This window comes from Rhodanobacter sp. sgz306013 (genome assembly GCF_057031145.1).
Map to the genome: position 1 here is coordinate 51,826 of NZ_JBXCIJ010000002.1, position 21,499 is coordinate 73,324.

General features: G+C 68.8%; 23 protein-coding genes. 12 read left to right on the top strand and 11 right to left on the bottom strand.

Annotated features, from left to right (window positions below; translation table 11 throughout):
- Positions 1 to 65 precede the first annotated feature (65 nt).
- The 4 genes from AC2EWF_RS05270 to hppD all read right to left on the bottom strand — a co-directional run bounded on the left by AC2EWF_RS05270 (position 66) and on the right by hppD (position 3,979).
- On the bottom strand, positions 66 to 1,052 hold the full coding sequence (locus AC2EWF_RS05270) for a fumarylacetoacetate hydrolase family protein (RefSeq protein WP_483638320.1): 987 nt from the start codon (positions 1,050 to 1,052) through the stop codon (positions 66 to 68).
- 68 nt (positions 1,053 to 1,120) lie between these two features.
- Entirely contained in the window at positions 1,121 to 2,413 is a 1,293-nt protein-coding gene (hmgA, locus tag AC2EWF_RS05275; protein ID WP_483639113.1) for a homogentisate 1,2-dioxygenase, read from the bottom strand.
- Positions 2,414 to 2,418: 5 nt separating this feature from the next.
- Positions 2,419 to 2,832 carry an endonuclease domain-containing protein gene (locus AC2EWF_RS05280; RefSeq protein WP_483638321.1) on the bottom strand — a complete coding sequence of 138 codons (414 nt, stop codon included), beginning with the start codon at positions 2,830 to 2,832 and terminating at the stop codon, positions 2,419 to 2,421.
- A 52-nt stretch (positions 2,833 to 2,884) separates the two neighbouring features.
- On the bottom strand, positions 2,885 to 3,979 hold the full coding sequence (hppD, locus tag AC2EWF_RS05285) for a 4-hydroxyphenylpyruvate dioxygenase (RefSeq protein WP_483638322.1): 1,095 nt from the start codon (positions 3,977 to 3,979) through the stop codon (positions 2,885 to 2,887).
- 330 nt (positions 3,980 to 4,309) lie between these two features.
- Between hppD and AC2EWF_RS05290 the strand changes: the two genes are divergently transcribed.
- A complete protein-coding gene (locus AC2EWF_RS05290) occupies positions 4,310 to 4,774 on the top strand; it encodes a MarR family winged helix-turn-helix transcriptional regulator (RefSeq protein WP_483638323.1) in 465 nt (154 codons plus the stop codon).
- Between the two features lie 143 nt (positions 4,775 to 4,917).
- On the opposite strand, the gene AC2EWF_RS05295 is transcribed toward AC2EWF_RS05290, so the two are convergent.
- Positions 4,918 to 6,426: a peptide MFS transporter gene (locus AC2EWF_RS05295; protein ID WP_483638324.1), complete on the bottom strand. Its 1,509-nt coding sequence runs from the start codon at positions 6,424 to 6,426 to the stop codon at positions 4,918 to 4,920.
- A gap of 65 nt (positions 6,427 to 6,491) precedes the next feature.
- Positions 6,492 to 7,340, bottom strand: coding sequence for a tryptophan 2,3-dioxygenase (locus AC2EWF_RS05300; protein ID WP_483638325.1), 849 nt, complete (start codon positions 7,338 to 7,340; stop codon positions 6,492 to 6,494).
- Between the two features lie 272 nt (positions 7,341 to 7,612).
- On the opposite strand from AC2EWF_RS05300, the gene pdhA reads away from it, so the two are divergent.
- From pdhA to AC2EWF_RS05325, 5 genes are all read left to right on the top strand, one after another.
- On the top strand, positions 7,613 to 8,698 hold the full coding sequence (pdhA, locus tag AC2EWF_RS05305; RefSeq protein WP_483638326.1) for a pyruvate dehydrogenase (acetyl-transferring) E1 component subunit alpha: 1,086 nt from the start codon (positions 7,613 to 7,615) through the stop codon (positions 8,696 to 8,698).
- Positions 8,699 to 8,701: 3 nt separating this feature from the next.
- Complete coding sequence (locus tag AC2EWF_RS05310) at positions 8,702 to 9,682, top strand: alpha-ketoacid dehydrogenase subunit beta (RefSeq protein WP_483638327.1); 981 nt, start codon at positions 8,702 to 8,704, stop codon at positions 9,680 to 9,682.
- A 169-nt stretch (positions 9,683 to 9,851) separates the two neighbouring features.
- The gene (locus AC2EWF_RS05315) at positions 9,852 to 11,216 is read left to right on the top strand and encodes a dihydrolipoamide acetyltransferase family protein (protein ID WP_483638328.1); all 1,365 of its coding nucleotides are present in this window, start codon (positions 9,852 to 9,854) and stop codon (positions 11,214 to 11,216) included.
- Positions 11,217 to 12,105: 889 nt separating this feature from the next.
- Positions 12,106 to 12,567: a YehS family protein gene (locus tag AC2EWF_RS05320; RefSeq protein ID WP_483638329.1), complete on the top strand. Its 462-nt coding sequence runs from the start codon at positions 12,106 to 12,108 to the stop codon at positions 12,565 to 12,567.
- 207 nt (positions 12,568 to 12,774) lie between these two features.
- A complete protein-coding gene (locus AC2EWF_RS05325; RefSeq protein WP_483638330.1) occupies positions 12,775 to 13,263 on the top strand; it encodes a DUF456 domain-containing protein in 489 nt (162 codons plus the stop codon).
- On the opposite strand, the gene trhA is transcribed toward AC2EWF_RS05325, so the two are convergent.
- Positions 13,260 to 13,922, bottom strand: a complete 663-nt coding sequence (trhA, locus tag AC2EWF_RS05330; protein ID WP_483638331.1) for a PAQR family membrane homeostasis protein TrhA — start codon at positions 13,920 to 13,922, stop codon at positions 13,260 to 13,262. The two genes, AC2EWF_RS05325 and trhA, sit on opposite strands and share 4 nt — an antisense overlap.
- Before the next feature lie 364 nt (positions 13,923 to 14,286).
- On the opposite strand from trhA, the gene AC2EWF_RS05335 reads away from it, so the two are divergent.
- From AC2EWF_RS05335 to cls, 4 genes are all read left to right on the top strand, one after another.
- On the top strand, positions 14,287 to 14,937 hold the full coding sequence (locus AC2EWF_RS05335; RefSeq protein WP_483638332.1) for an energy transducer TonB: 651 nt from the start codon (positions 14,287 to 14,289) through the stop codon (positions 14,935 to 14,937).
- A 181-nt stretch (positions 14,938 to 15,118) separates the two neighbouring features.
- A complete protein-coding gene (locus AC2EWF_RS05340; RefSeq protein WP_483638333.1) occupies positions 15,119 to 15,697 on the top strand; it encodes a cupin domain-containing protein in 579 nt (192 codons plus the stop codon).
- Between the two features lie 22 nt (positions 15,698 to 15,719).
- Positions 15,720 to 17,084, top strand: a complete 1,365-nt coding sequence (locus tag AC2EWF_RS05345) for an FAD/NAD(P)-binding protein (protein ID WP_483638334.1) — start codon at positions 15,720 to 15,722, stop codon at positions 17,082 to 17,084.
- 182 nt (positions 17,085 to 17,266) lie between these two features.
- Positions 17,267 to 18,643, top strand: coding sequence for a cardiolipin synthase (cls, locus tag AC2EWF_RS05350; protein ID WP_483638335.1), 1,377 nt, complete (start codon positions 17,267 to 17,269; stop codon positions 18,641 to 18,643).
- Between the two features lies 1 nt (position 18,644).
- Here cls and AC2EWF_RS05355 read toward each other — a convergent pair whose 3' ends face one another.
- Positions 18,645 to 19,016: a hypothetical protein gene (locus AC2EWF_RS05355; RefSeq protein ID WP_483638336.1), complete on the bottom strand. Its 372-nt coding sequence runs from the start codon at positions 19,014 to 19,016 to the stop codon at positions 18,645 to 18,647.
- 79 nt (positions 19,017 to 19,095) lie between these two features.
- Here AC2EWF_RS05355 and pncA point away from each other — a divergent pair, with 79 nt between their 5' ends.
- The gene (gene pncA / locus AC2EWF_RS05360; RefSeq protein ID WP_483638337.1) at positions 19,096 to 19,737 is read left to right on the top strand and encodes a bifunctional nicotinamidase/pyrazinamidase; all 642 of its coding nucleotides are present in this window, start codon (positions 19,096 to 19,098) and stop codon (positions 19,735 to 19,737) included.
- Between the two features lie 6 nt (positions 19,738 to 19,743).
- On the opposite strand, the gene AC2EWF_RS05365 is transcribed toward pncA, so the two are convergent.
- The gene (locus AC2EWF_RS05365; protein ID WP_483638338.1) at positions 19,744 to 19,932 is read right to left on the bottom strand and encodes a CPXCG motif-containing cysteine-rich protein; all 189 of its coding nucleotides are present in this window, start codon (positions 19,930 to 19,932) and stop codon (positions 19,744 to 19,746) included.
- A 99-nt stretch (positions 19,933 to 20,031) separates the two neighbouring features.
- Here AC2EWF_RS05365 and AC2EWF_RS05370 point away from each other — a divergent pair, with 99 nt between their 5' ends.
- On the top strand, positions 20,032 to 20,301 hold the full coding sequence (locus AC2EWF_RS05370) for a hypothetical protein (RefSeq protein WP_483638339.1): 270 nt from the start codon (positions 20,032 to 20,034) through the stop codon (positions 20,299 to 20,301).
- Here AC2EWF_RS05370 and AC2EWF_RS05375 read toward each other — a convergent pair.
- Entirely contained in the window at positions 20,265 to 20,741 is a 477-nt protein-coding gene (locus tag AC2EWF_RS05375) for a putative toxin-antitoxin system toxin component, PIN family (RefSeq protein WP_483638340.1), read from the bottom strand. The two genes, AC2EWF_RS05370 and AC2EWF_RS05375, sit on opposite strands and share 37 nt — an antisense overlap.
- Complete coding sequence (locus AC2EWF_RS05380; protein ID WP_483638341.1) at positions 20,741 to 21,460, bottom strand: HAD family hydrolase; 720 nt, start codon at positions 21,458 to 21,460, stop codon at positions 20,741 to 20,743. Before AC2EWF_RS05380 ends, AC2EWF_RS05375 begins: the two co-directional genes overlap by 1 nt.
- Positions 21,461 to 21,499 lie beyond the last annotated feature (39 nt).

Consider the following 21,499-nt stretch of genomic DNA (forward strand, 5'->3'; position numbering starts at 1 on the left):
TCGCGAGGGAACGGCGGCGCCCAGTGTGCGCCGGGATGCGGGCCGACGCATCCTTCGTGCCGCGGTCAGCGCGCCAGCGGTGCGATGCGCTGCTCGATGGCGCCGAAGATCGACGCGCCGGCCTTGTCGGTGATCTCGATGCGCAACGTGTCGCCGTACTTCAGGAACGGCGTGCTGGGCTTGCCGTCGCGCAGCGTCTCCACCGTGCGCTGCTCGGCGAGACAGGAGGCGCCCTTGGAGGTGTCCTGGTTGGCGATGGTGCCGGAGCCGACGAGGGTCCCGGCGGTGAGCGGACGCGTCTTGGCCGCATGCGCCACCAGCTGGGCGAAGCTGAACTGCATGTCCACGCCGCATTCGGCTTCGCCGAACCACTGGCCGTTGAGCCAGGTGCGCATCGGCAGGTGGAGCTTCTCGCCCTGCCAGGCGTCGCCCAGTTCGTCCGGCGTCACCAGCACCGGCGACAGCGCCGAGCGCGGCTTCGACTGCAGGAAGCCGAAGCCCTTGGCCAGCTCGCCCGGGATCAGCCCGCGCAACGAGACGTCGTTGACCAGGCCGACGAGCTGGATGTGTCCGGCCGCCTCGGCGGGTGTGGCCGCCATCGGCACATCGTCGGTGACCACGACGACTTCGGCCTCGAGGTCGATGCCGTACTCCTCGCTGGGCACCACCACCGGATCGCGCGGACCGAGGAAGCCGGCGCTGGTGGCCTGGTACATCAGCGGGTCGGTGTAGAACGAGGCCGGCACCTCGGCGCCGCGCGCCTTGCGCACCCGCTCCACGTGCGGCAGGTAGGCGCTGCCGTCGACGAATTCGTACGCACGCGGCAGCGGCGAGGCCAGCGCCGTCATGTCCAGCGCGAACCCGCCGACGGCCTTGCCGGAGTTCAACTCGTCGGACAAGGCATTGAGGCGGGGCGCCACGTTCGACCAGTCGTCCAGCGCCGCCTGCAAGGTGGCGGCGATGCCGGTGGCCTTCACCGCGATGCCGAGGTCTCGGCTGACCACGATCAGCGTGCCGTCGCGGCCGCCTTCCTTCAGGGAACCCAGTTTCATGCTTTGCTCCGCGGACCCGGGCGATCGCGCCGGCCCCTTCGTTCTCGGTTGATTCGGTGGCGTACTGCCTAGTTGCCAGTGAAATGCTTGCGGATGCCCTGCCAGCACTCGTGGTAGTTCGCCTGCAGCTCCTTCGATTCCAGCGCCTGCCGGGTCGGATGGAGTACGCGGCGCGTCTCGAACATGAAGGCCATGGTGCCGGTGATCACGTCGGGCTGGGACAGGTCGCGCGTCGAGGCCTTCTCGTAGGTCGCCGCATCCGGGCCGTGGCCGCTCATGCAATTGTGCAGCGAAGCGCCGCCCGGCACGAAGCCCTCGGCCTTGGCGTCGTAGGCGCCGGCGACCAGGCCCATGAACTCGCTGGCGATGTTGCGGTGGAACCAGGGCGGGCGGAAGGTGTGCTGGGCCACCAGCCAGCGCGGCGGGAAGATCACGAAATCCATGTTGCTCACGCCCGCGGTGTCGCTGGGCGAATGCAGTACCAGGAAGATGCTGGGATCCGGGTGGTCGTAGCTGATCGAGCCGATCGTGTTGAAGCGGCGCAGGTCGTACTTGTACGGCGCGTAGTTGCCGTGCCAGCCGACCACGTCCAGCGGCGAGTGGTCGATCCGCGCGCGCCACAGGTTGCCCTGGAACTTGGCCACCAGTTCGAAGTCGCCTTCCATGTCTTCGTAAGCGGCGACCGGCGTGAGGAAATCGCGCGGATTCGCCAGGCCGTTGCTGCCGATCGGTCCGAGGTCCGGCAGGCGCAGCAGCGCACCGAAGTTCTCGGCGATATAGCCGCGCGCGGCTTCATCCAGCAGCTCCACGCGGAAGCGCACGCCGCGCGGGATCACCGCGATCTCCAGCGGTTCCAGCTCGATCACGCCGAACTCGGTGGCCAGGCGCAGGCGCCCCTGCTGCGGCACGATCAGCAACTCGCCGTCGGCGTCGTAGAAGTAGCGGCCCTGCATCGAGCGGTTCGCCGCGTACATGTGGATGCCGACGCCCGACTGCTCCGCCGCGCCGCCGTTGCCGGCCATGGTGACGATGCCGTCGACGAAGTCGGTGGGCGCGCCGGGCAGCGGCAGCGGATTCCAGCGCAGCTGGTTCGGGCTGGCCGGCACTTCGTCGAAACGGTTGTGGAAGCAGCCGGGCGCCATCGCCTCGAACGGCTGGTGCATCGCCGCCGGCCGGATGCGGTACAGCCAGCTGCGCCGGTTGCTGTGGCGCGGCGCGGTGAACGCGGTGCCCGACAGCTGCTCGGCATACAGGCCGTGTGCCGCCCGCTGCGGCGAGTTCTGCCCTTCCGGCAGTGTGCCGGGTACGGCCTCGGTGGCGAATTCGTTAGCGAAGCCGGATTGGTAGTTGGAGGAAGCCATCGCGCTCATCGCTCTTCGCCTTGGAACCCCTCTCCCTCCGGGAGAGGGGTTGGGGTGAGGGTTCGGTTTTCAGCAGCGCCGAGGATTGCCTCAAGCACCGCTTCCGTCCGTCGCAGGACGTCATTGTCCCAGTAACGCAAGACTTTCAGGCCGTGGGATTCAAGGAAACGGGTGCGAACCTGGTCGACTGCCTCACCATGCTGCGAACCGTCCAATTCCATGACCAGCTTCCTCGCTTCGCAATAGAAATCCACGATATACGGCGGGATCGGGTGCTGGCGACGGAATTTCAGGCCGTTCAACCGACCGCCGCGCATGCGATACCAAAGCAGCTGCTCTGCTTCCGTGGACGCTTGCCGCAAGCCGCGCGCATGACCACGTGTGCTGCTCGGCAATGGCGGCTTGATGCGTCCTGGCATGACCGTACCCTCACCCCAACCCCTCTCCCGGAGGGAGAGGGGTTCAAAAACCTTACAGCACGCCGCGCTTCATCTGGTCGCGTTCGATGCTCTCGAACAGTGCCTGGAAGTTGCCTTCGCCGAAGCCCTCGTTGCCCTTGCGCTGGATGATCTCGAAGAAGATCGGGCCGATCGCGTTCTGGGTGAAGATCTGCAGCAGCAGGCGCTGCTTGGTCTCCGGGTCGGCGTCGATCAGGATCTTGTTCCTGCGCAGGCGCGGCACGTCCTCGCCGTTGTCCGGGATGCGCAGGTCGACCACGTCGAAATAGGTGTCCGGCGTATCGAGGAATTCCACGCCCTGCGCGCGCATCGCCTCCACCGTGTCGTAGATGTCGTCGGTGAAGCAGGCGATGTGCTGGATGCCCTCGCCCTTGTAGGCGTCGAGGTATTCGTTGATCTGGCTCTTCGGATCGGTGGACTCGTTGAGCGGGATGCGCACGACGCCGTCCGGTGCGGTCATCGCTTTCGAGACCAGGCCGGTCTTGGCACCCTTGATGTCGAAATAGCGGATCTCGCGGAAGTTGAACAGCTTCTCGTAGTAGGCCGACCACTTGGCCATGTTGCCGTAATACAGGTTGTGCGTGAGGTGGTCGATGAAAGTGAGGCCGTAACCCTTCGGGTTGGCCGCGGCGCCCTCGACCGGTGCGTAGTCGTCGCCGTAGATGCTGCCGCGGTCGCCGTAGCGGTCGACCAGGTAAAGCATGCAATCGCCGATGCCCTTGATCACCGGCGCATCCACCGCCTTGCTGGCGGTCTTGTACTCCACCGCCTCGCCGCCGTTCGCCAGCACCGCTTCGAGCACCGTGCCGGCGGGCCTGGTGAAGCGGATCGCGAAGCCGCAGGCGCTGGGGCCGTGCTTCGCGGCGAAGTCGGCCGCGAAGGAATCCGGATCCTCGTTGACCAGGAAGTTCACGTCGTTCTGGCGGTACACCGTGATCGCGCGGTGCTTGTGCTTCAGCACTGCACTGAAACCCATCTGGCGGAACAGCGCATGCAGCTCGTTGGCACGGCCGGCGGGGGCGGCGAATTCGACGAACTCGAAGCCGTTGATCCCCATCGGGTTCTCGAACGTTGTGACCTGCATGCCGAGGTTGGGCTGGGCGTTCATGGGATTTCTCCGACGGGCTACGATGGGGGAAGCTTTTTTTGTGAAAAATGCGGCCATGGATGGCTGCCGCCATGACTCTCGCGGTCATGGACGACCGCACAAGCCGAGCCAGTGATGCTTTTCGCACAGCAAACGCTAATGTGGTGCTTGCGCCTGGTGAAAAGAGCAGCCATGGACAGCTGTTTCTCGACTCTCGCGAGCATGGACGACTGCACTGGCCATGCCGCAGCCAGGGTTGGCCGTCCGCATGACTTTCCTGGTCATGGATGGCCACGCCAGCCAAGCCCAATCATGGTTTCAACTGTAACCATTTGCAAGGAACCCCGCAGCATGCCCGCCGGACGCCACCCTGACCACGCCCCGCTGGAGCTGGAGCGCTTCGTGCCCTACCAGCTGTCGATCGTGTCCAACACGGTCAGCCAGGCGATCGCCGACGACTACCAGGCTCGCCACGACCTGGGCGTCACCGAATGGCGCGTGATGGCGGTGCTGGCCCGTTTCGACGGCCTCTCCGCACGCGAGGTGGCCGAGCGCACCGCGATGGACAAGGTGGCGGTGAGCCGCGCGCTGGCGCGCCTGGTGGCTGCCGGACGGGTGCGCCGCCACACCCACGCCAGCGACAAGCGCCGCTCGGTGCTCGGCCTCACCGCCGCGGGATGGAAGATCCACGACGAGGTGGCGCCAATGGCACGGCAGCGGGAGCGGGAATTGCTGGCGCGGCTGGCACCGGAGGAGCAGGCGTGGCTGCGGCGGATACTGGACAAGCTGATGCCGCAGGATCCAGCGAAAAGCTGACGAGCGCCTTTATCGATGTCCCGGGACAGGGCTCCTGCCCTGCCCGGGACTCGCCTTATCCGTGCGCAGCCCGGACAAGGCTCCGTCATGCGCGCATCCGCGCGCATGACGACGGGCCATCCATGGCCCGGACTCGGCTCCGGCTACTTCACTCCGTGCATGAGCTTGTTCACCAGCGGCGCGATCAGCAGCAACACCACGCCCGCCCCCAGCAGCAGCCAGAAACTGAAGGTGAAGCCGCTCAGCGCCGCGGCGGCGGTGAGCCCGTGCGCGCCGGCGACGCGGCTGGCGAACAGGCCGGAGAGGTTGCCTCCCACCGCCAGCGAGAGGAACCAGCCACCCATCGCGAAGCCGACCAGCTTCGGCGGCGCCAGCTTGGTCACCATCGACAGGCCGATCGGCGACAGGCACAGCTCGCCCAGCGTCTGCATCACGTAGCACATCACCAGCGGCCAGAATGGGATCAGGCCGTTCGCGCCGAGCAGCTTCGACAACGCATACACCAGCACCAGGAAGCCCAGCGCGTTGAACAGCAGGCCGAAGCCGAACTTGCGCGGGATCGACGGCTCGAGCCGGCGCTTGTCCAGCCAGCCCCAGACCAGCGCCACGACCGGCGCGAACACGATGATCGACAGCGGGCTCACCGACTGGAACCAGCCCACCGGGAAGGTCCAGCCGCCGAACATCTGCCGGTCCACCAGGTTCTCGGCGAGGAAATTGAAGGTGGTGCCGAGCTGGTAATAGAACATCCAGAACAGCACGTTGAACGCGAAGATGATCAGCATCGCGATCACCCGGTGCGTCTGCACGCGGCCGTGCTGCGCCGCCTCCACCAGCAGCATGGCCGCTACCACCACGAACAGCAGCCCCAGCACCCACTGCAAGCCGGTGGCGCCGATGCCCGAAAGCAGCCAGTACACCACCGGCACCGCCACGATCACCCCCGCGAACACCCACAGCACGCGCAGGCGGCTTTCCGCGCCGGGCAGCGGCCGGCCCACGCCCTTGAGCTGCCTGCGCCCGAACCAGAACCACAGCAGGCTGAGCAGCATGCCGATGCCCGCGGTGATGAACACCAGCCTGAAATTCTGCTGCACCGGCGTGTCGGTGAACTGCGCGGCCATCCAGCCGGTCAGCAGCGGCGCGATGAAGGCGCCGGCGTTGATGCCCATGTAGAACAGGGTGAAGCCGCGGTCGCGCCGCGGGTCGTCGCGGCCGTAGAGCTGGCCCACCATCGATGAGATGTTCGGCTTGAACAAGCCGTCGCCCACGATCACCAGCGACAGGCCCAGCAGCAACAGCAGGCGCGACGGCACCGCCAGCGCGAACAAGCCCACGGCCATCACCGCGGCCCCCAGCAGGATGGTGCGCTGGTAGCCGATCACCTTGTCCGCCACCCAGCCGCCGAAGATGCCGGTGCCGTAGATGAGCGCGGTGTATGCGCCGAAGATCGCGCTGGCCCAGGCCTGGCCCGAGCTGTCGCCGTGGTAGAACTGCGCCACGATGTACAGCGCCAGCGCCCAGCTCACGGTGTAGAACGCGAAGCGCTCCCAGAACTCGGTCATGAACAGCATCCACAACGGGCGCGGATGGCCGAACAGCTGCGGATAGTCCGGCGTGGCGCCGTTGCCGGCCTCGATGGTCTGGCTCATGCGTTCCCCTTATGGTGGATGCCGCTACACGCGCAACATGGATGGATGGTAACGACCCCGGGCCCTCATGTGCCCAGCACCGTGCGCACGTCGAGCAATTCGGGGAAGAAGCTCAGGTCCAGCGCCTTCCTGAGAAAGCCCACGCCCGACGAGCCGCCGGTGCCGCGGCGATGGCCGATGATGCGCTCCACCGCCTTCATGTGGCGGAAACGCCAGAGCTGGAAACTCTCCTCGATGTCCACCAGCGTCTCGCACAGATGGAACTCGGCCCAATGGCTTTCCGGCGCCTCGTAGATGCCGCGGAACACCGGCAGCAGCGCCTCGCTGAACTGCCACGGCCGGGTCACGTCGCGCTCGAGCAATTCACCCGGCACCCCGTGGCCGCGCCGCGCCAGCCAGCGCAGCACTTCGTCGTACAGGCCCGGCGCCTCCAGCGTGTCGCGCAGGCCCGCCTGGACCGCCGGGTCATGGGCGAACACAGCCAGCATGTCGGCGTTCTTGTTGCCGAGCAGGAACTCCACCGTGCGGTACTGCGCCGACTGGAAGCCGGAGGAGGGCCCCAGCGCGTCGCGGAAGGCCAGGTACTCGTGCGGGGTCATCGTCTCCAGCACTGCCCACTGCTCGAACAGCTGGCGCTGGATCTGCTTTACCCGCGCGAGCACCTTGAGGCAGGGGTCGATGCGGTCGCCGCGCAGGAACCCCAACGCCGCACGCAGTTCGTGGATTGCGAGCTTCAGCCACAGCTCGGCCACGTGGTGCTGCACGATGAACAGCATCTCGTCGTGGTACGGCGGATCGGACACCGGTTTCTGCGCAGACAGCAAGGTATCCAGGTGCAGGTAGCCGGCGTAGGTCATGCGCCCCTGCAGGTCACGCTCGATACCCGCCTCGAGTTCGCGCTGATTGTCCGTCATGGTTGATCGCGGCCGTCGAAAGCGTGCATGTTAACCGCTGATGACGCGCGGCCCACAGACGCGGCGGCGGCGCCATTTTTTGCGGACCGCCGTACCCTGCCGCATGCTGCGGCGTACCTTGCGACGCAACATGCCTGCCTGCTATCTATGTACGGCTTTTCCCGGCCGTTTTGGTCGCCACGGCGGTCATGCGGCAAGGGATCTTCGCGCGTCAGGCCCCACTGGATGGGCCGCCGCCCCCACTTCCCCATTCGTCCAATCGGGAGCGAGTCGTGTCCATCGCCGCCAAGTTCGAAATCGAATACTTGCAATACCTCGATGCCGAGGGCAAGCAGGTCCGCAAGGATCTGCCCGCCTTCGCCAAGGACCTCGACCACATGGTCGAGCTGTACAAGCTGATGATGTCGACGCGCGTGTTCGACGCCAAGTCGGTGGCGCTGCAGCGCACCGGCAAGCTGGGCACCTACGCCAGCTGCCTCGGCCACGAGGCCGCCCACGTCGGCATCGGCAGCGCGATGAAGCCGGAAGACGTGCTGGCGCCGAGCTATCGCGAATACGGCGCCCAGCTGTACCGCGGCGTGCAGCCGCGCGAGGTCTACATGTACTGGGGCGGCGACGAGCGCGGCAACGACTACCAGAAGGAACCGGCGCGCCACGACTTCGCCTGGTCGGTGCCGATCGCCACGCAGTGCCTGCATGCCGCCGGCTCCGCGCTGGCCTTCAAGATCCGCGGCGAAAAGCGCGTGGCCGTCTGCACCATCGGCGACGGCGGCTCCTCCAAGGGCGACTTCTACGGCGCCATCAACATCGCTGGCGCGCAGAACCTGCCGCTGGTGGCGGTGATCGTGAACAACCAGTGGGCCATCTCGGTGCCGCGCAAGATCCAGTCCGGCGCGCCCACGCTGGCGCAGAAGGGCATCGCCGCCGGCCTGTACTGCATCCAGGTCGACGGCAACGACATCATCGCCGTGCGCAAGGCGATGGAGGACGCGCTGGAGCGCGCCCGCAACGGCGAAGGCGGCAGCGTGATCGAAGCGGTGACCTACCGCCTGGGCGACCACACCACCGCCGACGACGCCCGCCGCTACCGCGGCGAGCAGGAAGTGAAGGACGCCTGGGCGAAGGAGCCGATGAAGCGCCTGCGCGCCTGGCTGGTGGCCAAGGGCGTGTGGGACGACGCGAAGGAAGAGGCCTGGAAGGCCGAGTGCGACGAGTGGATGGACAACGAGGTGAACGCCTACCTCGAGACCAAGACGCAGCCGGTGACGGCGATGTTCGACTACACCTTCGCCGAAGTCCCCGCCGATCTCGCCAAGCAGCGCGATCTCGTCCTCTCGTACGAAAACAAGGGTCACTGAGTCATGGCACAGATCACACTCATCGAGGCCGTCACCCAGGCGCTCGCCTATGAAATGAAGCACGACGACAGCGTCGTGGTGCTGGGTGAGGACGTGGGCGTCAATGGTGGCGTGTTCCGCGCCACCCAGGGCCTGCAGGAAAAGTTCGGCGAATTGCGCGTGATCGACACGCCGCTGGACGAAACCACCATCGCCGGCGTCACCGTAGGCATGGCCGTGCAAGGCATGAAGCCGGTGGCCGAAGCGCAGTTCGAGGGCTTCATCTACCCGATGATGGAGCAGATCGCCTGCCACGCCGCGCGCATGCGCAACCGCACCCGCGGCCGCCTCACCGTGCCGGCCGTGTGGCGCGCACCGTGGGGTGGCGGCATCCGTGCGCCGGAGCACCACTCCGAGGCGAACGAGCACCTCTTCACCAACATCCCCGGCCTGCGCGTGGTGCTGCCCTCCTCGCCCGCGCGCGCCTACGGCCTGCTGCTTGCCGCGATCCGCGATCCCGATCCGGTGATCTTTCTCGAGCCCAAGCGCATCTACCGTCAGTACAAGGAAGAAGTGCCGGACGACGGCGAGGCGCTGCCGCTGGACGTGTGCTTCGTGTTGCGCGACGGCACCGACGTCACCCTGGTGACCTGGGGCGCGCAGGTGAAGGAAACGCTGGAAGCCGCCGACGAGCTCGCCAAGCAGGGCATCAGCGCCGAAGTCATCGACGTCGCCACGCTCACCCCGCTGGACTTCGACACCATCGCCGAGTCGGTGCAGAAGACCGGCCGCTGCGTGATCGTGCACGAGGCCCCCAAGACTGCCGGCTTCGGCGCCGAGATCGCCGCGCGCGTGGCCGAGGAATGCCTGTACGACCTGCTCGCGCCGGTCGAGCGTGTCACTGGCCCCGACACCCACATCCCCCTGTTCCGCCTGGAAATGAAGTATCTGCCCAGCGTGGAGCGCATCGTCGAAGCCGCACAGCGCACACTGGCGGTGTCGTAATCCCTTCTCCCCTCCGGGTAGAAGCTGCCCCGGAGGGGCGGATGAGGGGCAAGGCTTGCGGCAAGGCTCATCGAAGCGTCTTTCGATGAAACCAAAGGCAAGCCCTCCCCTCACCCCAACCCTCTCCCCGCAGGGGAGAGGGAGCAAATTCCAACCTGGAAGCTCACTCATGGCCGACATCAAGACATTCCACCTGCCCGACCTCGGCGAAGGCCTGCCCGACGCCACCATCGTCGAATGGCACGTGAAGGAAGGCGACTACATCAAGCTCGACGCGCCGCTGTGCTCGATGGAAACCGCCAAGGCGGTGGTCGACGTGCCGTCGCCGTACACCGGCACGGTGAAAAAGCTCCATGGCGCCCCCGGCGACATCATCGAGACCGGCGCCGCGCTGGCCGATTTCGAGCCTGACGCCAACGCCAAGCAGCGCGCCGAGGCCGAGGCCACCGGCCACCACCACGGCCCGAAGAAGGCCGAGGCGCCCGCCCCGGCGCCGGCATCCGCGCCCGCGGCCAAGGCCGCCACCGCCGACCGCGAGGACGAAGGCACCGTGGTCGGCGCGATGGTCAGCGGCAACACCGTGCACGTCGAACAGGCCGCCAGCATCGGCGGCGTCAAGGCCGTGCCGGCGGTACGCGCGCTGGCCAAAAAGCTCAAGGTCGATCTCGCCCGCGTGCGGCCAACCGGCGCCGACGGCGTGGTCACCCTGCAGGACGTGAAGAACGCCGCCGCCAACGGCAGCGCCCCGCTGGGCGCCGCGCCGGCCCGTGCCGTGCCCGCATCCGCCGGCCGCCACCTTGCGCCGGAACTGCCCGAGCCCGGCCCGGCGCCTTCGCGCACGCCGGTGTCGCAGGCCGGCAAGCCGGTGCGCACCGCGCCGCCGAGCGTGCAGGCCAGCGGCCAGCCCGAGCAGCTCAAGGGCGTGCGCCGCAACATGGCGCGCGTGATGGCCGAGGCCCACGCCAACGTGGTGCCCACCACCCTGGTGGACGACGCCGACCTGCACGCCTGGATCGGCAAGCAGGACATCACCGCTCGCCTGATCCGCGCCATCGTCGCCGCCTGCAAGGCCGTGCCGGCGCTCAACGCCTGGTTCGACGGCAAGAACCTCACCCGCACCCTGCATCCGCAGGTGGACATCGGCATCGCCGTGGACACCGAGGACGGCCTGTTCGTGCCGGCCCTGCGCAACGCCGACGTGCTCGACGGGGCCGGCATCCGCGCCGCGATCAAGCGCCTGCGCACGCAAGTGGAAGACCGCAGCATCCCGGCCTCGGAACTGTCCGGCTACACCATCAGCCTCAGCAATTTCGGCATGTTCGCCGGCCGCTACGCCACCCCGGTGGTGGTGCCGCCGACCGTCGCCATCATCGGCGCCGGCAAGCTGTGCCACGACGTGGTGGCGGTGATGGGCGGCATCGAGGTGCATCGCCGCATGCCGATCTCGCTGACCTTCGACCACCGCGCCGCCACCGGCGGCGAGGCGGCGCGCTTCCTCAAGGCGCTGCTGGATGATCTGTCGCTGCCAAACTGAGGCGGCTTGAACACGGGGCGCCTGCGGGCGCCCCGTTTGTTTTGCACAATCGCTGGCGCATGTCGCCTGCCGCTAACGACAGAGCGGTTTCGGCCGCCTGCAGGCGCCCGAGTTACGTTCTCTCGCTTGCCCGAGAGAAAGTAACCAAAGATGAGGGGCACCCCGATGGCGCGCCCTCCAGGCATCCTGCCTTCCGGGTGCGCGGGTGGGTGGCGGGTTTTTTCGACGGGACTCCCGTCCCGGCGAAAAACTGGCTCGCATCCCTGCGAGCCATCCTGCGGACTTTCCGCCCCCCACCCGCCGCGCCATAGGGGCCCCGGGCAGAGCAGCGCGCTCCCAGCGCGCAGAAGCAACAGCTTCCCACCCCAGCCCTCCCCTGCACGCAGGGGAGGGGGACCGGTGAGCTGCAAGCTGGCGGCGCTCTGCTGTTGCTGTTGCTTCTGGCACGCACGATGCGCACCCGCTCTTCCGGGGCCCCTGGGCGGCGGTGAGGCGGGGACGAGAAGGCCGCGCAGCGGGCGAGACCAGGGATGGTCTCGCCTTTTCGCGCGGGCAGGAGCCCGCTCGAAAAGCCCGGCCACGCCTCACGGACTTGCCAGGCACGACGCCCGGCAAGCGCCAACCGGGGTGGCCTTCTCTTTTACTCCGGGCATCCTGCCCTTCGCCCTTCGGGTCGGCTTCGCCGTTCACGCGCGCTCCAGGCGCGCGTGTGGTTACTTTTCTCTTGGCCACGCAAGAGAAAAGTGACTCGGCCACCGACAGGTGGACGAAACCGCTTTGAATCTTGCGAACACGTAGAAGCAAAAGCCTCTCTACCGCCAGCGGGTGGAAGAGCAAGAACCACCACTTGATGCAAACGGCGCTCACAGCCACCCGATAGAATGCCCGCATGATCAACAACGACGTTCTGCGCAGCGTGCGCTACATGCTCGACCTGCCTGACGGCAAGCTCGCATCCATCGCCGCGCTGGCCGGGCTCGCGGTGCCGCAGGGCGATATCGACGCCTACCTGAAGAAGGACGACGAGGCCGGCTACCGCGACTGCCCCGACAAGGTGATGGCGCATTTTCTCGACGGCCTGGTGGTGCACCTGCGCGGCCGCGACGAGAACCGCCCGCCCCTGCCGGTGGCGAAGCGCGTCAGCAACAACCTGGTGCTGAAGAAGCTGCGCGTGGCGTTCGAGCTGCGCGATGAAGACCTGCACGCGATCCTCGCCGCCGCAGGTTTCCCGCTGTCGAAATCCGAACTGACCGCACTGTTCCGCAAGCCCGAGCATCCCAACTACCGCCCCTGCGGCGACCAGCTGCTGCGCCACTTCCTGCGCGGCCTCACCCAGCGCCTGCGCGGTTGAAGAGCGCGGCCACGGATGGCCGCCCGTGTGATTCTCGCAATCATGGATGATCGCAAAGATCAGTATTGAAAAGTGCGGCCATGGATGGCCGCCCGTTTGATTCTCGCGATCATGGATGATCGCAGGGATAAAGGCTGAGTGCGGCCACGGAGAGCCGCCCATGTGATTCCGCGATCAGGGACGGTCGCAAAGACCAAAGGACCATCCATGCTGTTCGACACCGTGTTCTACACCCTGGGCGCGCTGCTGATCGTGGGCGGCCTGGTCGGCGCGATCCTGCCCTCGCTGCCCGGCATCCCGATGGTGTTCGGCGGCATCTGGCTGGTCGCCGCGGTGGACGATTACCGCCACCTCGGCCTGTGGTGGCTGCTGCTGATCGGCGCGCTGGGTGCCGCGGGCGTGCTGGTGGACTTTGTCGCCGGCACGCTGGGCGCGAAGCGCGTCGGCGCCAGCAAGCGTGCATTGTGGGGCGCCTCGCTGGGCACCCTCGTCGGCATGTTCTTCGGCGTCCCCGGCATCCTGCTCGGTCCGTTCATCGGTGCGCTGCTCGGCGAACTGTCGTCGGGTACCAGCGTGCTGCGCTCCACCCACGTCGGCATCGGCACGTGGCTCGGCCTCCTGCTGGGCGCGCTGGTGAAACTGGTGATCTCGCTGGTGATGGTGGGGCTGTTCGGCTTCGCGATGCTGGTCGGCTAGGCGGCTGCCGGCAGCACGTACAGCAGCACCGCGAAGTAGTGCAGCACGCTGCCGGCGAGTACGAAGGCGTGCCACAGCGTGTGCTGGTAAGGCAATTTGCGCCACAGGTAGAACGGCACGCCCAGCGTGTAGGCCACGCCGCCGCCGATCAGCAATGCCATGCCACCCGCCTGCAAATGCGCGACCAACGGCTTGAACGCCAGCATGCCGATCCAGCCCATGCCCACATACAGCAGCACTGCGAGCCTGCGGTAGCGGCGGAACCAGCCCAGCTCCAGCACGCTGCCCACGAAGGCCAACGCCCATACCGCGGCGAACAGGCTCCAGCCCCAGGCGCCCGGCAGCGCGATCAGGGTGAACGGCGTGTAGGTGCCGGCGATCAGCAGGTAGATCGCGATGTGGTCCAGCGTGCGCAGGAGCGGCTTGGCCGCGGGCACGGGCACCGCGTGGTACAGCGTGGACGCGGTATACAACAGGATCAGGGTGACGCCGTACACCGCGCTCGCCGTCACCGCGCGCGCATCGCCGCGCAGCGCCGCAAACGCCACCACGGTGGCAAGCCCGCCGATGCTCAGCACGATGCCGAAGCCGTGCAGCAGGCTGCTGGCGAGTTCATCGCCGCGGCGATAGCGCGGCAGGGCGGCGAGGGCGGCGGTCATGGCGACTCCAGCGGGAGCATCGGTCTCGCACCATAGCGGCAGCGCCCGCGCTTGCCTACCGTGGTTCGTACGCCCGCGCGTTTGATAAGCGCCGCAGCGGCGTGAATCCTGCCTTCACCGGGCCTGCACGCCGCGTCGATGCCGGCGCGCCCACGCTGCGCGGGCGGGTGCAACCCCATCCCCTGCCATCCGCATTCCGCCCCGCCTCCCCGCGGGGCTTTTTTTGGTGGACGTTTGGCCGTCCACTTGCGGGACCACAAGCACAGGCATACGCTCAGGCCGCGCTTGCGACATTCCCCCCTGCACCGCGTGCAGGGTCGCCGGCGCCACAACCCGAAAACCGAAAGCCGTCAGGAGGTCGCCCATGTCGTCCGCTAGCCTGGCTGTTGCTGTTCGCCCCCACCCCGAAGCCGCGCGCGTCGTCGCGCTCAGCGCGGCCATCGCGTTGAACCTTGCCGCCCTGCTGATCCTCACCCGCCCGCTGGCGCCACAGGTGCTGGCCTTGGCGCACTCGCTGACCACCGTGCCGAGGGTGGTGTTGATCGAGCCGCCACCCAAGGTGCCGCCGCCCCCGCCGATCGAACTAAAGCCGCTGCCGCATCCCCTGGTCGCACCGGTGCACGTGCTGCCACGCCCTCGCGCCGCGCCGCCGGCAGTGGCCCCCATCGTCGAAGGCACGCAACCGATGCCGACAGTGGCACCACCCCCTGCGGCACCCGCGCAAACCGCCATTCCGGTCGAGGTGACCCTGGCCTACCGTTCGGCGCCGCTGCAGTTCCCCGCGCAGGCCCTGCGCCTGCGCATGCAAGGCACCGTGCTACTGCGCGTGCTGGTGGACGAGAACGGCGCACCGGTGCAGGTCGAGGTCGAACACGGCAGCGGCTACGCCGTGCTCGACCGCAGCGCGCGCGAACAGGTGCTGGCGCACTGGCGCTTCCAGCCGGCGACGGTGGACGGCCACGCGGTGCGTGCCTGGGCACGCGTACCGGTGAGCTTCGTGCTGCACGACCTGTGACGGGGCGCGGGCCCGGCGATCCATGTCGACCGGGCCCGCTCGCGGCTATCGCCATGGCCTGGCGCACCTGCAGGTGCTGCGCCACGGAACACGCGCGGGCGTGCGGCGACACCGCGCCGTCTTACGGTCGTTTAACGATGCGCATGCTCCACTTGGCCGCCTTGGCAATGCCGGGTTCCGCATGGGCAAGTACACGCACAGCTTGAAAACCTTGCGCGACATCGCGCTCGAATACGGCCGCGTTGAGCTCCCCGATCTGGCCGCGATGGCGCGCGAACTCGGCAGCGTGGTGCACCGGGATGCTGCCGCGCTGTCCGCACGACTGGCTTCGTTGCGCCGGCGCCGGCGCCAGGATGGCCGCTGGCTGCTGGCGGAGCGCGGGCATCCGGCGCTGCGCGTGCTGGTGACGGCCTGCGCCCCCGGCCAGCGCATGCCACTGCTCGACCATGCCGACCGCTGGGGGCTGGAGCTCACCCTGCACGGCGCGCTGGAATGGCAGTCGTACCGCCGCGACCCGCACAACGGCGAACTGAGTGCGCTGGGCCGCAACTGGCTGGGCCCGGGCGACGCCAGCTGGTTCGAGCGCGACGCCGGCCTCGCGCACCGCTGCCGCAACCTGTCGCGGCACGACATTGCGTACACCTTGCACGTCTACGGCGGCGAACTGCCTGACCATCACGCCGGCGAGACGTGCGAGGATGTGTCCGCATGGATCGCGCAGGTGCAGCGCGGCGTGCTCGCCAGCCAGCCGGCAAGCTGACCCTCCCGCTCCGGAGCAACGCATGTATCGACGTGTCGCCATCATCGGCGGCGGCGCCGCGTCCGCCGCGCTGCTCGGCGAGCTGCTGGAACGCCAGTCGCCGCAGCCGCTGCATCTGGACTGGTACGCCGGCACCAGCACGCCGGCGCGCGGCGTGGCCTACGCCACCCGTTCCGACCGCCACCTGCTCAACGTGCGTGCGGCCTCGATGGGCATGTTCGCCGGCAAGCCGCAGGGCTTCCTCGACTACGTGCAACGCGAGGATCCCTCCGTCGCCGGCACCGACTTCCTGCCGCGCCGGCGCTACGGCGACTACCTCGAGGCGGAGGTGGCGCGCGCGCTGGCGCTGGGCAAGGTGCACGGCCACGACGTGCAGATCGTGCCGTTCGCCGCCGACGCCGTAGTGCCCGAGGCCGACGGCGTCACCGTGTTCCGCGGCGAGGAAGGCCGCCGCGTGGACGCCGCGGTGCTGGCGATCGGCGCGCTGCCACCGCAGCCACTGACCGGCGTCGACGCCGGCGCGCTGGCCAGCGGCCGCTACGTGGTGGATCCCTGGCCGTTGCTGGCCGCGCCGCCCGCCGGATCACCCGCCCACGTGGCGGTGATCGGCCTGGGCCTCACCGCCGCCGACGTGCTGCTGGAGCTGGCCGCGCACTGGCCCGCCACCCGCTTCACCGCGATCTCGCGCCATGGGCTGCTGCCCGAGCCGCACCTGCGCAGCACCGCGTTGCCCAGCGGCGACAGCGGGGAGCTGATCGAGGCCATGCGGGATGCGCCGGAGGTACGCCGCTGGCTGCGCCTTCTGCGCGAGGCGATCGCGCAGGAAGAAGACTGGCGCAGCGTCATCGACAGCCTGCGCCCGCACACCCCCGCGCTGTGGGCCACGCTGACGCCGGAGCAGCGCCAGCGCTTCCAGCGCCACGCACGCTGGGCCTGGGAACGTGCGCGCCACCGCATGCCGCCAGCGGTGGCTGACGGTCTCGCCGCACTGGAGCAGACGGGTCGCCTGCGCCGCAGGCGCGGCCATGTGCATCAGGTCGCGCCCGATGCCGACGGCCTGCGCCTCAAGCTGCGCCCGCACGGCGGCGGTACGCACGAGCTGCTGCACGCGGACCTGGTGGTGCAGTCGGTGGGCATGGATTTCGACGTGGCGCACACGCCGCATCCGCTGATGCGCCAGCTGGTGGTCAACCGGCACGTGCTGCCCGACCCGCTGGGGCTGGGCTGCCAGGCCACGCCGCAGGGACGGCTGCTGCACGGAGGCGGCGCCTGGCCGCGGCTGTTCGCCATCGGCAGCCTGTTGCGCGGTACGCTGTGGGAGTCCACCGCGATGCCGGAAATCCGCCAGCAGGCGCGCGCCGTGGCCGACCAGTTGCTGGCGGATTAGGGGCGTGGGTGGTGGGAAACATCCGGGGCGGAACGACTGCCATGCGCGGGTAGATTTTCGACGCGTCACCGCCCCATGATGGCTCCGCGGGGCGAGAAGCCGCGGAAACATGCACCGCATGGCGAGCTTCGCAGCCCGGACGATTTCTACCGCCCTCGCTCCTGACACGCACCCGGGATCGCATGACTCTCAGCCTGATCGGCGCCATCGTCCTGTTGCTTCACGCGCTCGGTATCCTGGCCGCCGCGCACGCGCTGATGCACACGCGCACGCCGCAGGGCACGATCGCCTGGGTGCTCGGCCTGCTGCTGCTGCCCGAGCTCACCCTGGTGCCCTACCTGTTCCTGGGCGCGAGCCGCTTTCACGGCTACCTGCGCAGCCACCACAGCGCCGCGCCCCGCGCCCGCCCGGTGCCAGCGGATGACGGCGGTGGGCGCTACGCCGCGATGGTGGCTATGCAGGGGCGGCCGTTCCGCGAAGGCCACCGGCTGCAGCTGCTGGTCGACGGCGACGCCACCTTCGACGCCATCCTCGGCGCCATCGCCGGCGCGCGGCACTCCGTGCTGGTGCAGTTCTTCGTGTTCCACGACGACGGCCTCGGCCGGCGCATGCAGCAGGCGCTGCTGGAACGCGCCGCCGCCGGTGTGCGCGTGTGCGTGCTCTACGACGGCGTGGGCAGCCATGACCTGCCGCGCCGCTATGTGGAGGCGCTGCGCGCGGGCGGCGTGGCGATCCACCCCTTCGCTACCCACCGCTGGCGCAACCGTTTCCAGCTCAACTTCCGCAACCACCGCAAGATCGTGGTGGTGGACGGCGAGCGCGCCTACGTCGGCGGTCTCAACGTGGGCGACGAATACCTCGGCCTGAAGCCGCCGCTGGCGCCGTGGCGCGACACGCACCTGGAAATCCGCGGCCCCGCGGTGGCCGACCTGCAGCAGCTGTTCGCCGACGACTGGCTGTGGATCACCGGCGCGCCGCCGCCGCTGCATCCGGCGCCGGCCGCGGTCGGCGATGCGCGCGTGCTGGTGGTGGCGAGCGGACCGGCCGACCCGCAGGAAACCGGCTCGCTGTACTTTGCCGCCGCGATCAACGCCGCGCGACGGCGCGTGTGGCTCACCACGCCCTACTTCGTGCCCGACAGCGCAGTGCGCGCCGCACTGCGGCTGGCCGTGCTGCGCGGCGTGGACGTGCGCGTGCTGATCCCGGCGCGCCCCGACCACCGCACCGTGTTCCTCGCCTCCACCCTGCATGCCCACCACGCGCTGCGCGGCGGCGTGCGCGTGTTCCGCTACCAGCCCGGCTTCCTGCACCAGAAGGTGCTGCTGGTCGACGACGACTGCGCCGCGGTGGGCAGCATCAACCTCGACAGCCGCTCGTTCCGCCTCAACTTCGAAGCCAGCGCGCTGGTGCTGGACCACGGCTTCGCCGCCGAAGTGGAGGCGATGCTGCGGACCGACTTCGCCCGCGCCCGCGAGGTGGACGCGGGCGAATACCTCGCCGCGCCCTACCTGCGCCGTGTGGCGATGCACGTGGCGCGGCTGTTCGACCCGATCCTGTGATTCAGCGTCGGCGCCAGTGCCCGCCGCAGACCACCCAAGCCACGAACACCCCGGCCGCGGCGCCGAGCAGCTCGCACAGCACGCGGGTGCCCATGCCGTCGGGGTCGTGCACCTCGGCCAACTTGGCCTGCAGCAGCTGCAGCGACTGCAGCCGTGCGTAGTTGAAATAGAACAGGTTCCACGCGTCGACACGGGCGCTGAGCACCAGCGCCAGGAAATACGCCCAGCCGATCCGGCGCGCATCGCTCCAGCCGTTGCGGCGCCCCAGCCAGTGGAACAGCAGGTACAGCACGGCACCGGCCACGAGGCTGATCGCGCCGGCCTCGATGCCACCGGTCCAGCCATAGCCCATCCACGATTGGTCGAAGTTCATCGCGCCCTGTTCCCGCCTGCATCAGCCTGCATTATGCCTGCACGCTAGACTGCCGCCTTCCTTCACGCGCAGGCTCGCCATGTCCTCCGCCACCCGTGAACGCACCGCCCTGATCGTGGTCGACCTGCAGCCGGACTTCATGCCCGGCGGAGCGCTGGCCTGCCACGAGGGCGACGCGATCGTGCCGGGCATCGCCCGCCTGCTGCGCGCGCGGCGCTACCGCCACGTGGTCGCGACCCAGGACTGGCACCCGGCCGCCCACGCATCGTTCGCCAGCGCGCATCCGGGCACGCAGGCATTCGGGCAGATAGAGCTGCACGGCCAGCCACAGACGCTGTGGCCGGACCACTGCGTGCAGGGCACGCCGGGCGCCGCGCTGCACCACGGCGTCGACTGGACGGCGGCGGACCTGATCCTGCGCAAGGGCAGCGACCCGCAGGTGGACTCCTACAGCGCCTTCCGCGAGAACCACGGTCCCCGCGGCATGCGCCCCGCCACCGGCCTCGCCGGCTGGCTGCGCGAACGCGGCGTGGAGGAAGTGCTGGTATGCGGCCTGGCGCGCGACGTCTGCGTGCTGTGGACCGCGCAGGACGCGGTGGCCGCGGGCTTCCGCGCCGGCCTACTGTGGGAGCTCAGCCGGCCGGTGACGCCGGCGGGCGACGCAGCTACCCGGATTGCGCTGCAGGCGCAAGGCATCGCCCTGGTCGATCCCGGCGACTGAGCGCCATCAAGCCTCGTCTTCGCGCGCCGCCTGCACCCGCGGCACGCCCTCCGCGTCGAAAGCCACCGCCAGCGCGATGGGTTTGCAACACACGGCGCAGTCCTCGATGTAGCACTGGTCGTCCACCGATTCGTCCAGCCGCAGCTCGATGATCTCACCGCAGTACGGGCAGTCGATGCGATACGGCACGGTCATGGCAGGCTCCCGCAATCGCGACACGCGCAAACTGCCACACCTCGTGTCGACGCAGCGCGTACACTGTCCCCCCCCCCCGCAACCGCCCGGATCACCACGATGGCCGAACGCGAATTTCCGGATTACACCGTGCGCTCCGGCGCCAGCCTGGAGGGTTCGCGCTACACCGCGTGGCTGGCGGTGGTGCCGCACGACCACGGCTTCCCCGTGTACTACGCGATCTGCGAGAACCGCAGCTTCCGCCAGCAGGACGTGGCCGAACGCGCCGCCGACGAGGCGCTGGCCGCGGTCCTGGCACTGGAGGAGGACGGTGCGCCGGTATTCCCCGAGGACTACACCGGTTTCGCCGACAAGGCAGCTGACGAGTAAAGCTGCGCCCACGCCTGCGGCGTGAGGATGTCGAAGCCGTGCCCGCGTCGCGTGCGCCGCGCCAGCCTCAGCAGTTCGCGGTCGCGGCTGAACAGCCACTGCGCGCCGCAGGCCGTGGCCAGTTCGAGGAACTTCTGGTCGTCGGGATCGCGGCAATGCGGTAGCCCGGGCGCCGCGGGAACACCGCCGCGCTCCGTATCCGGCAACCGGCGCAGCTGCGCATCGCAGGCAGCCGACGCCTCCGCCTGACGCGCCGCGTCCAGCGCCAGTTGCGGGTACGCCAGCACCGCCAGCCACTCGGCGCGGCAGGCCTCGTCGGTCACCGCCTCCATCGCGCCGGTGCGCAACGCTTCGCGCAAAGCCATGCATCCTGCATCGCCGAACACGAACAGGTCGAGGCAGACGTTGGTGTCCAGCACCACGCGCGTTGGCGGCGCCATCAGGCCGCCGCCAACGCGTCCAGTTGCGCCAATGCCGCGGGAATCCCCGCCGCGTCCGCCACGGCGCGCATGCGTGGCGCGGTGGCGGCGTCCATGCCGTGCTCCAGCTCATGCGCCCAGGTCACGTGGTACGGCATGTGCACGCCCCAGCCGCCGAGGCGCAACACCGGCTCGATGTCCGAACGCAGCGAGTTGCCCACCATCGCGAACTCGTGCGCCGCGATACCGAACTCGTCGAGCAGGCGGCGGTAGGTGGCGGCGTCCTTTTCCGAGACGATCTCGATACGGCGGAACAACCCGGCCAGCCCCGATTCGGCCACCTTCTTCTCCTGGTGGAACAGGTCGCCCTTGGTGACAAGCACCACCGCATGGCGCGCGGCCACCGCCGCCACCGCCTCGCGGATGCCGGGCAGCAGTTCCACCGGATGCTGCAGCACGCGCTTGCCGATCGCCACGATGCGGTGGATGTCCCGTGCGCCGATGCGTCCCTCGCTTAGCGCGATCGCGGTTTCCACCATCGACAGTGTCATGCCCTTAGCGCCATAGCCGAACAGCGCGAGGTTCTGCCGCTCGGTAGCCAGCATGCGCGCATGCACCGCCTCGTCGGCAAGGTCGGCGTAGGCACCCACGATGGCGGCGAACTCGGCATTCGCATCGCGGTAATAGTCCTCGCTGCGCCACAGCGTGTCGTCGCCGTCGAAACCGACCATCTTCAGCATGGCTGCCCCGTTGTGCCTGAATTTCAGAGAAGTACCGCA

Coding starts and splice junctions, on each gene's coding strand:
- AC2EWF_RS05270 (WP_483638320.1), bottom strand. CDS start 1,052: ATGAAACTGGGTTCCCTGAAGGAAGGCGGCCGCGACGGCACGCTGATC.
- hmgA (WP_483639113.1), bottom strand. CDS start 2,413: ATGGCTTCCTCCAACTACCAATCCGGCTTCGCTAACGAATTCGCCACC.
- AC2EWF_RS05280 (WP_483638321.1), bottom strand. CDS start 2,832: ATGCCAGGACGCATCAAGCCGCCATTGCCGAGCAGCACACGTGGTCAT.
- hppD (WP_483638322.1), bottom strand. CDS start 3,979: ATGAACGCCCAGCCCAACCTCGGCATGCAGGTCACAACGTTCGAGAAC.
- AC2EWF_RS05290 (WP_483638323.1), top strand. CDS start 4,310: ATGCCCGCCGGACGCCACCCTGACCACGCCCCGCTGGAGCTGGAGCGC.
- AC2EWF_RS05295 (WP_483638324.1), bottom strand. CDS start 6,426: ATGAGCCAGACCATCGAGGCCGGCAACGGCGCCACGCCGGACTATCCG.
- AC2EWF_RS05300 (WP_483638325.1), bottom strand. CDS start 7,340: ATGACGGACAATCAGCGCGAACTCGAGGCGGGTATCGAGCGTGACCTG.
- AC2EWF_RS05310 (WP_483638327.1), top strand. CDS start 8,702: ATGGCACAGATCACACTCATCGAGGCCGTCACCCAGGCGCTCGCCTAT.
- AC2EWF_RS05315 (WP_483638328.1), top strand. CDS start 9,852: ATGGCCGACATCAAGACATTCCACCTGCCCGACCTCGGCGAAGGCCTG.
- AC2EWF_RS05320 (WP_483638329.1), top strand. CDS start 12,106: ATGATCAACAACGACGTTCTGCGCAGCGTGCGCTACATGCTCGACCTG.
- AC2EWF_RS05325 (WP_483638330.1), top strand. CDS start 12,775: ATGCTGTTCGACACCGTGTTCTACACCCTGGGCGCGCTGCTGATCGTG.
- trhA (WP_483638331.1), bottom strand. CDS start 13,922: ATGACCGCCGCCCTCGCCGCCCTGCCGCGCTATCGCCGCGGCGATGAA.
- AC2EWF_RS05335 (WP_483638332.1), top strand. CDS start 14,287: ATGTCGTCCGCTAGCCTGGCTGTTGCTGTTCGCCCCCACCCCGAAGCC.
- AC2EWF_RS05340 (WP_483638333.1), top strand. CDS start 15,119: ATGGGCAAGTACACGCACAGCTTGAAAACCTTGCGCGACATCGCGCTC.
- AC2EWF_RS05345 (WP_483638334.1), top strand. CDS start 15,720: ATGTATCGACGTGTCGCCATCATCGGCGGCGGCGCCGCGTCCGCCGCG.
- cls (WP_483638335.1), top strand. CDS start 17,267: ATGACTCTCAGCCTGATCGGCGCCATCGTCCTGTTGCTTCACGCGCTC.
- AC2EWF_RS05355 (WP_483638336.1), bottom strand. CDS start 19,016: ATGAACTTCGACCAATCGTGGATGGGCTATGGCTGGACCGGTGGCATC.
- pncA (WP_483638337.1), top strand. CDS start 19,096: ATGTCCTCCGCCACCCGTGAACGCACCGCCCTGATCGTGGTCGACCTG.
- AC2EWF_RS05365 (WP_483638338.1), bottom strand. CDS start 19,932: ATGACCGTGCCGTATCGCATCGACTGCCCGTACTGCGGTGAGATCATC.
- AC2EWF_RS05370 (WP_483638339.1), top strand. CDS start 20,032: ATGGCCGAACGCGAATTTCCGGATTACACCGTGCGCTCCGGCGCCAGC.
- AC2EWF_RS05375 (WP_483638340.1), bottom strand. CDS start 20,741: ATGGCGCCGCCAACGCGCGTGGTGCTGGACACCAACGTCTGCCTCGAC.
- AC2EWF_RS05380 (WP_483638341.1), bottom strand. CDS start 21,460: ATGCTGAAGATGGTCGGTTTCGACGGCGACGACACGCTGTGGCGCAGC.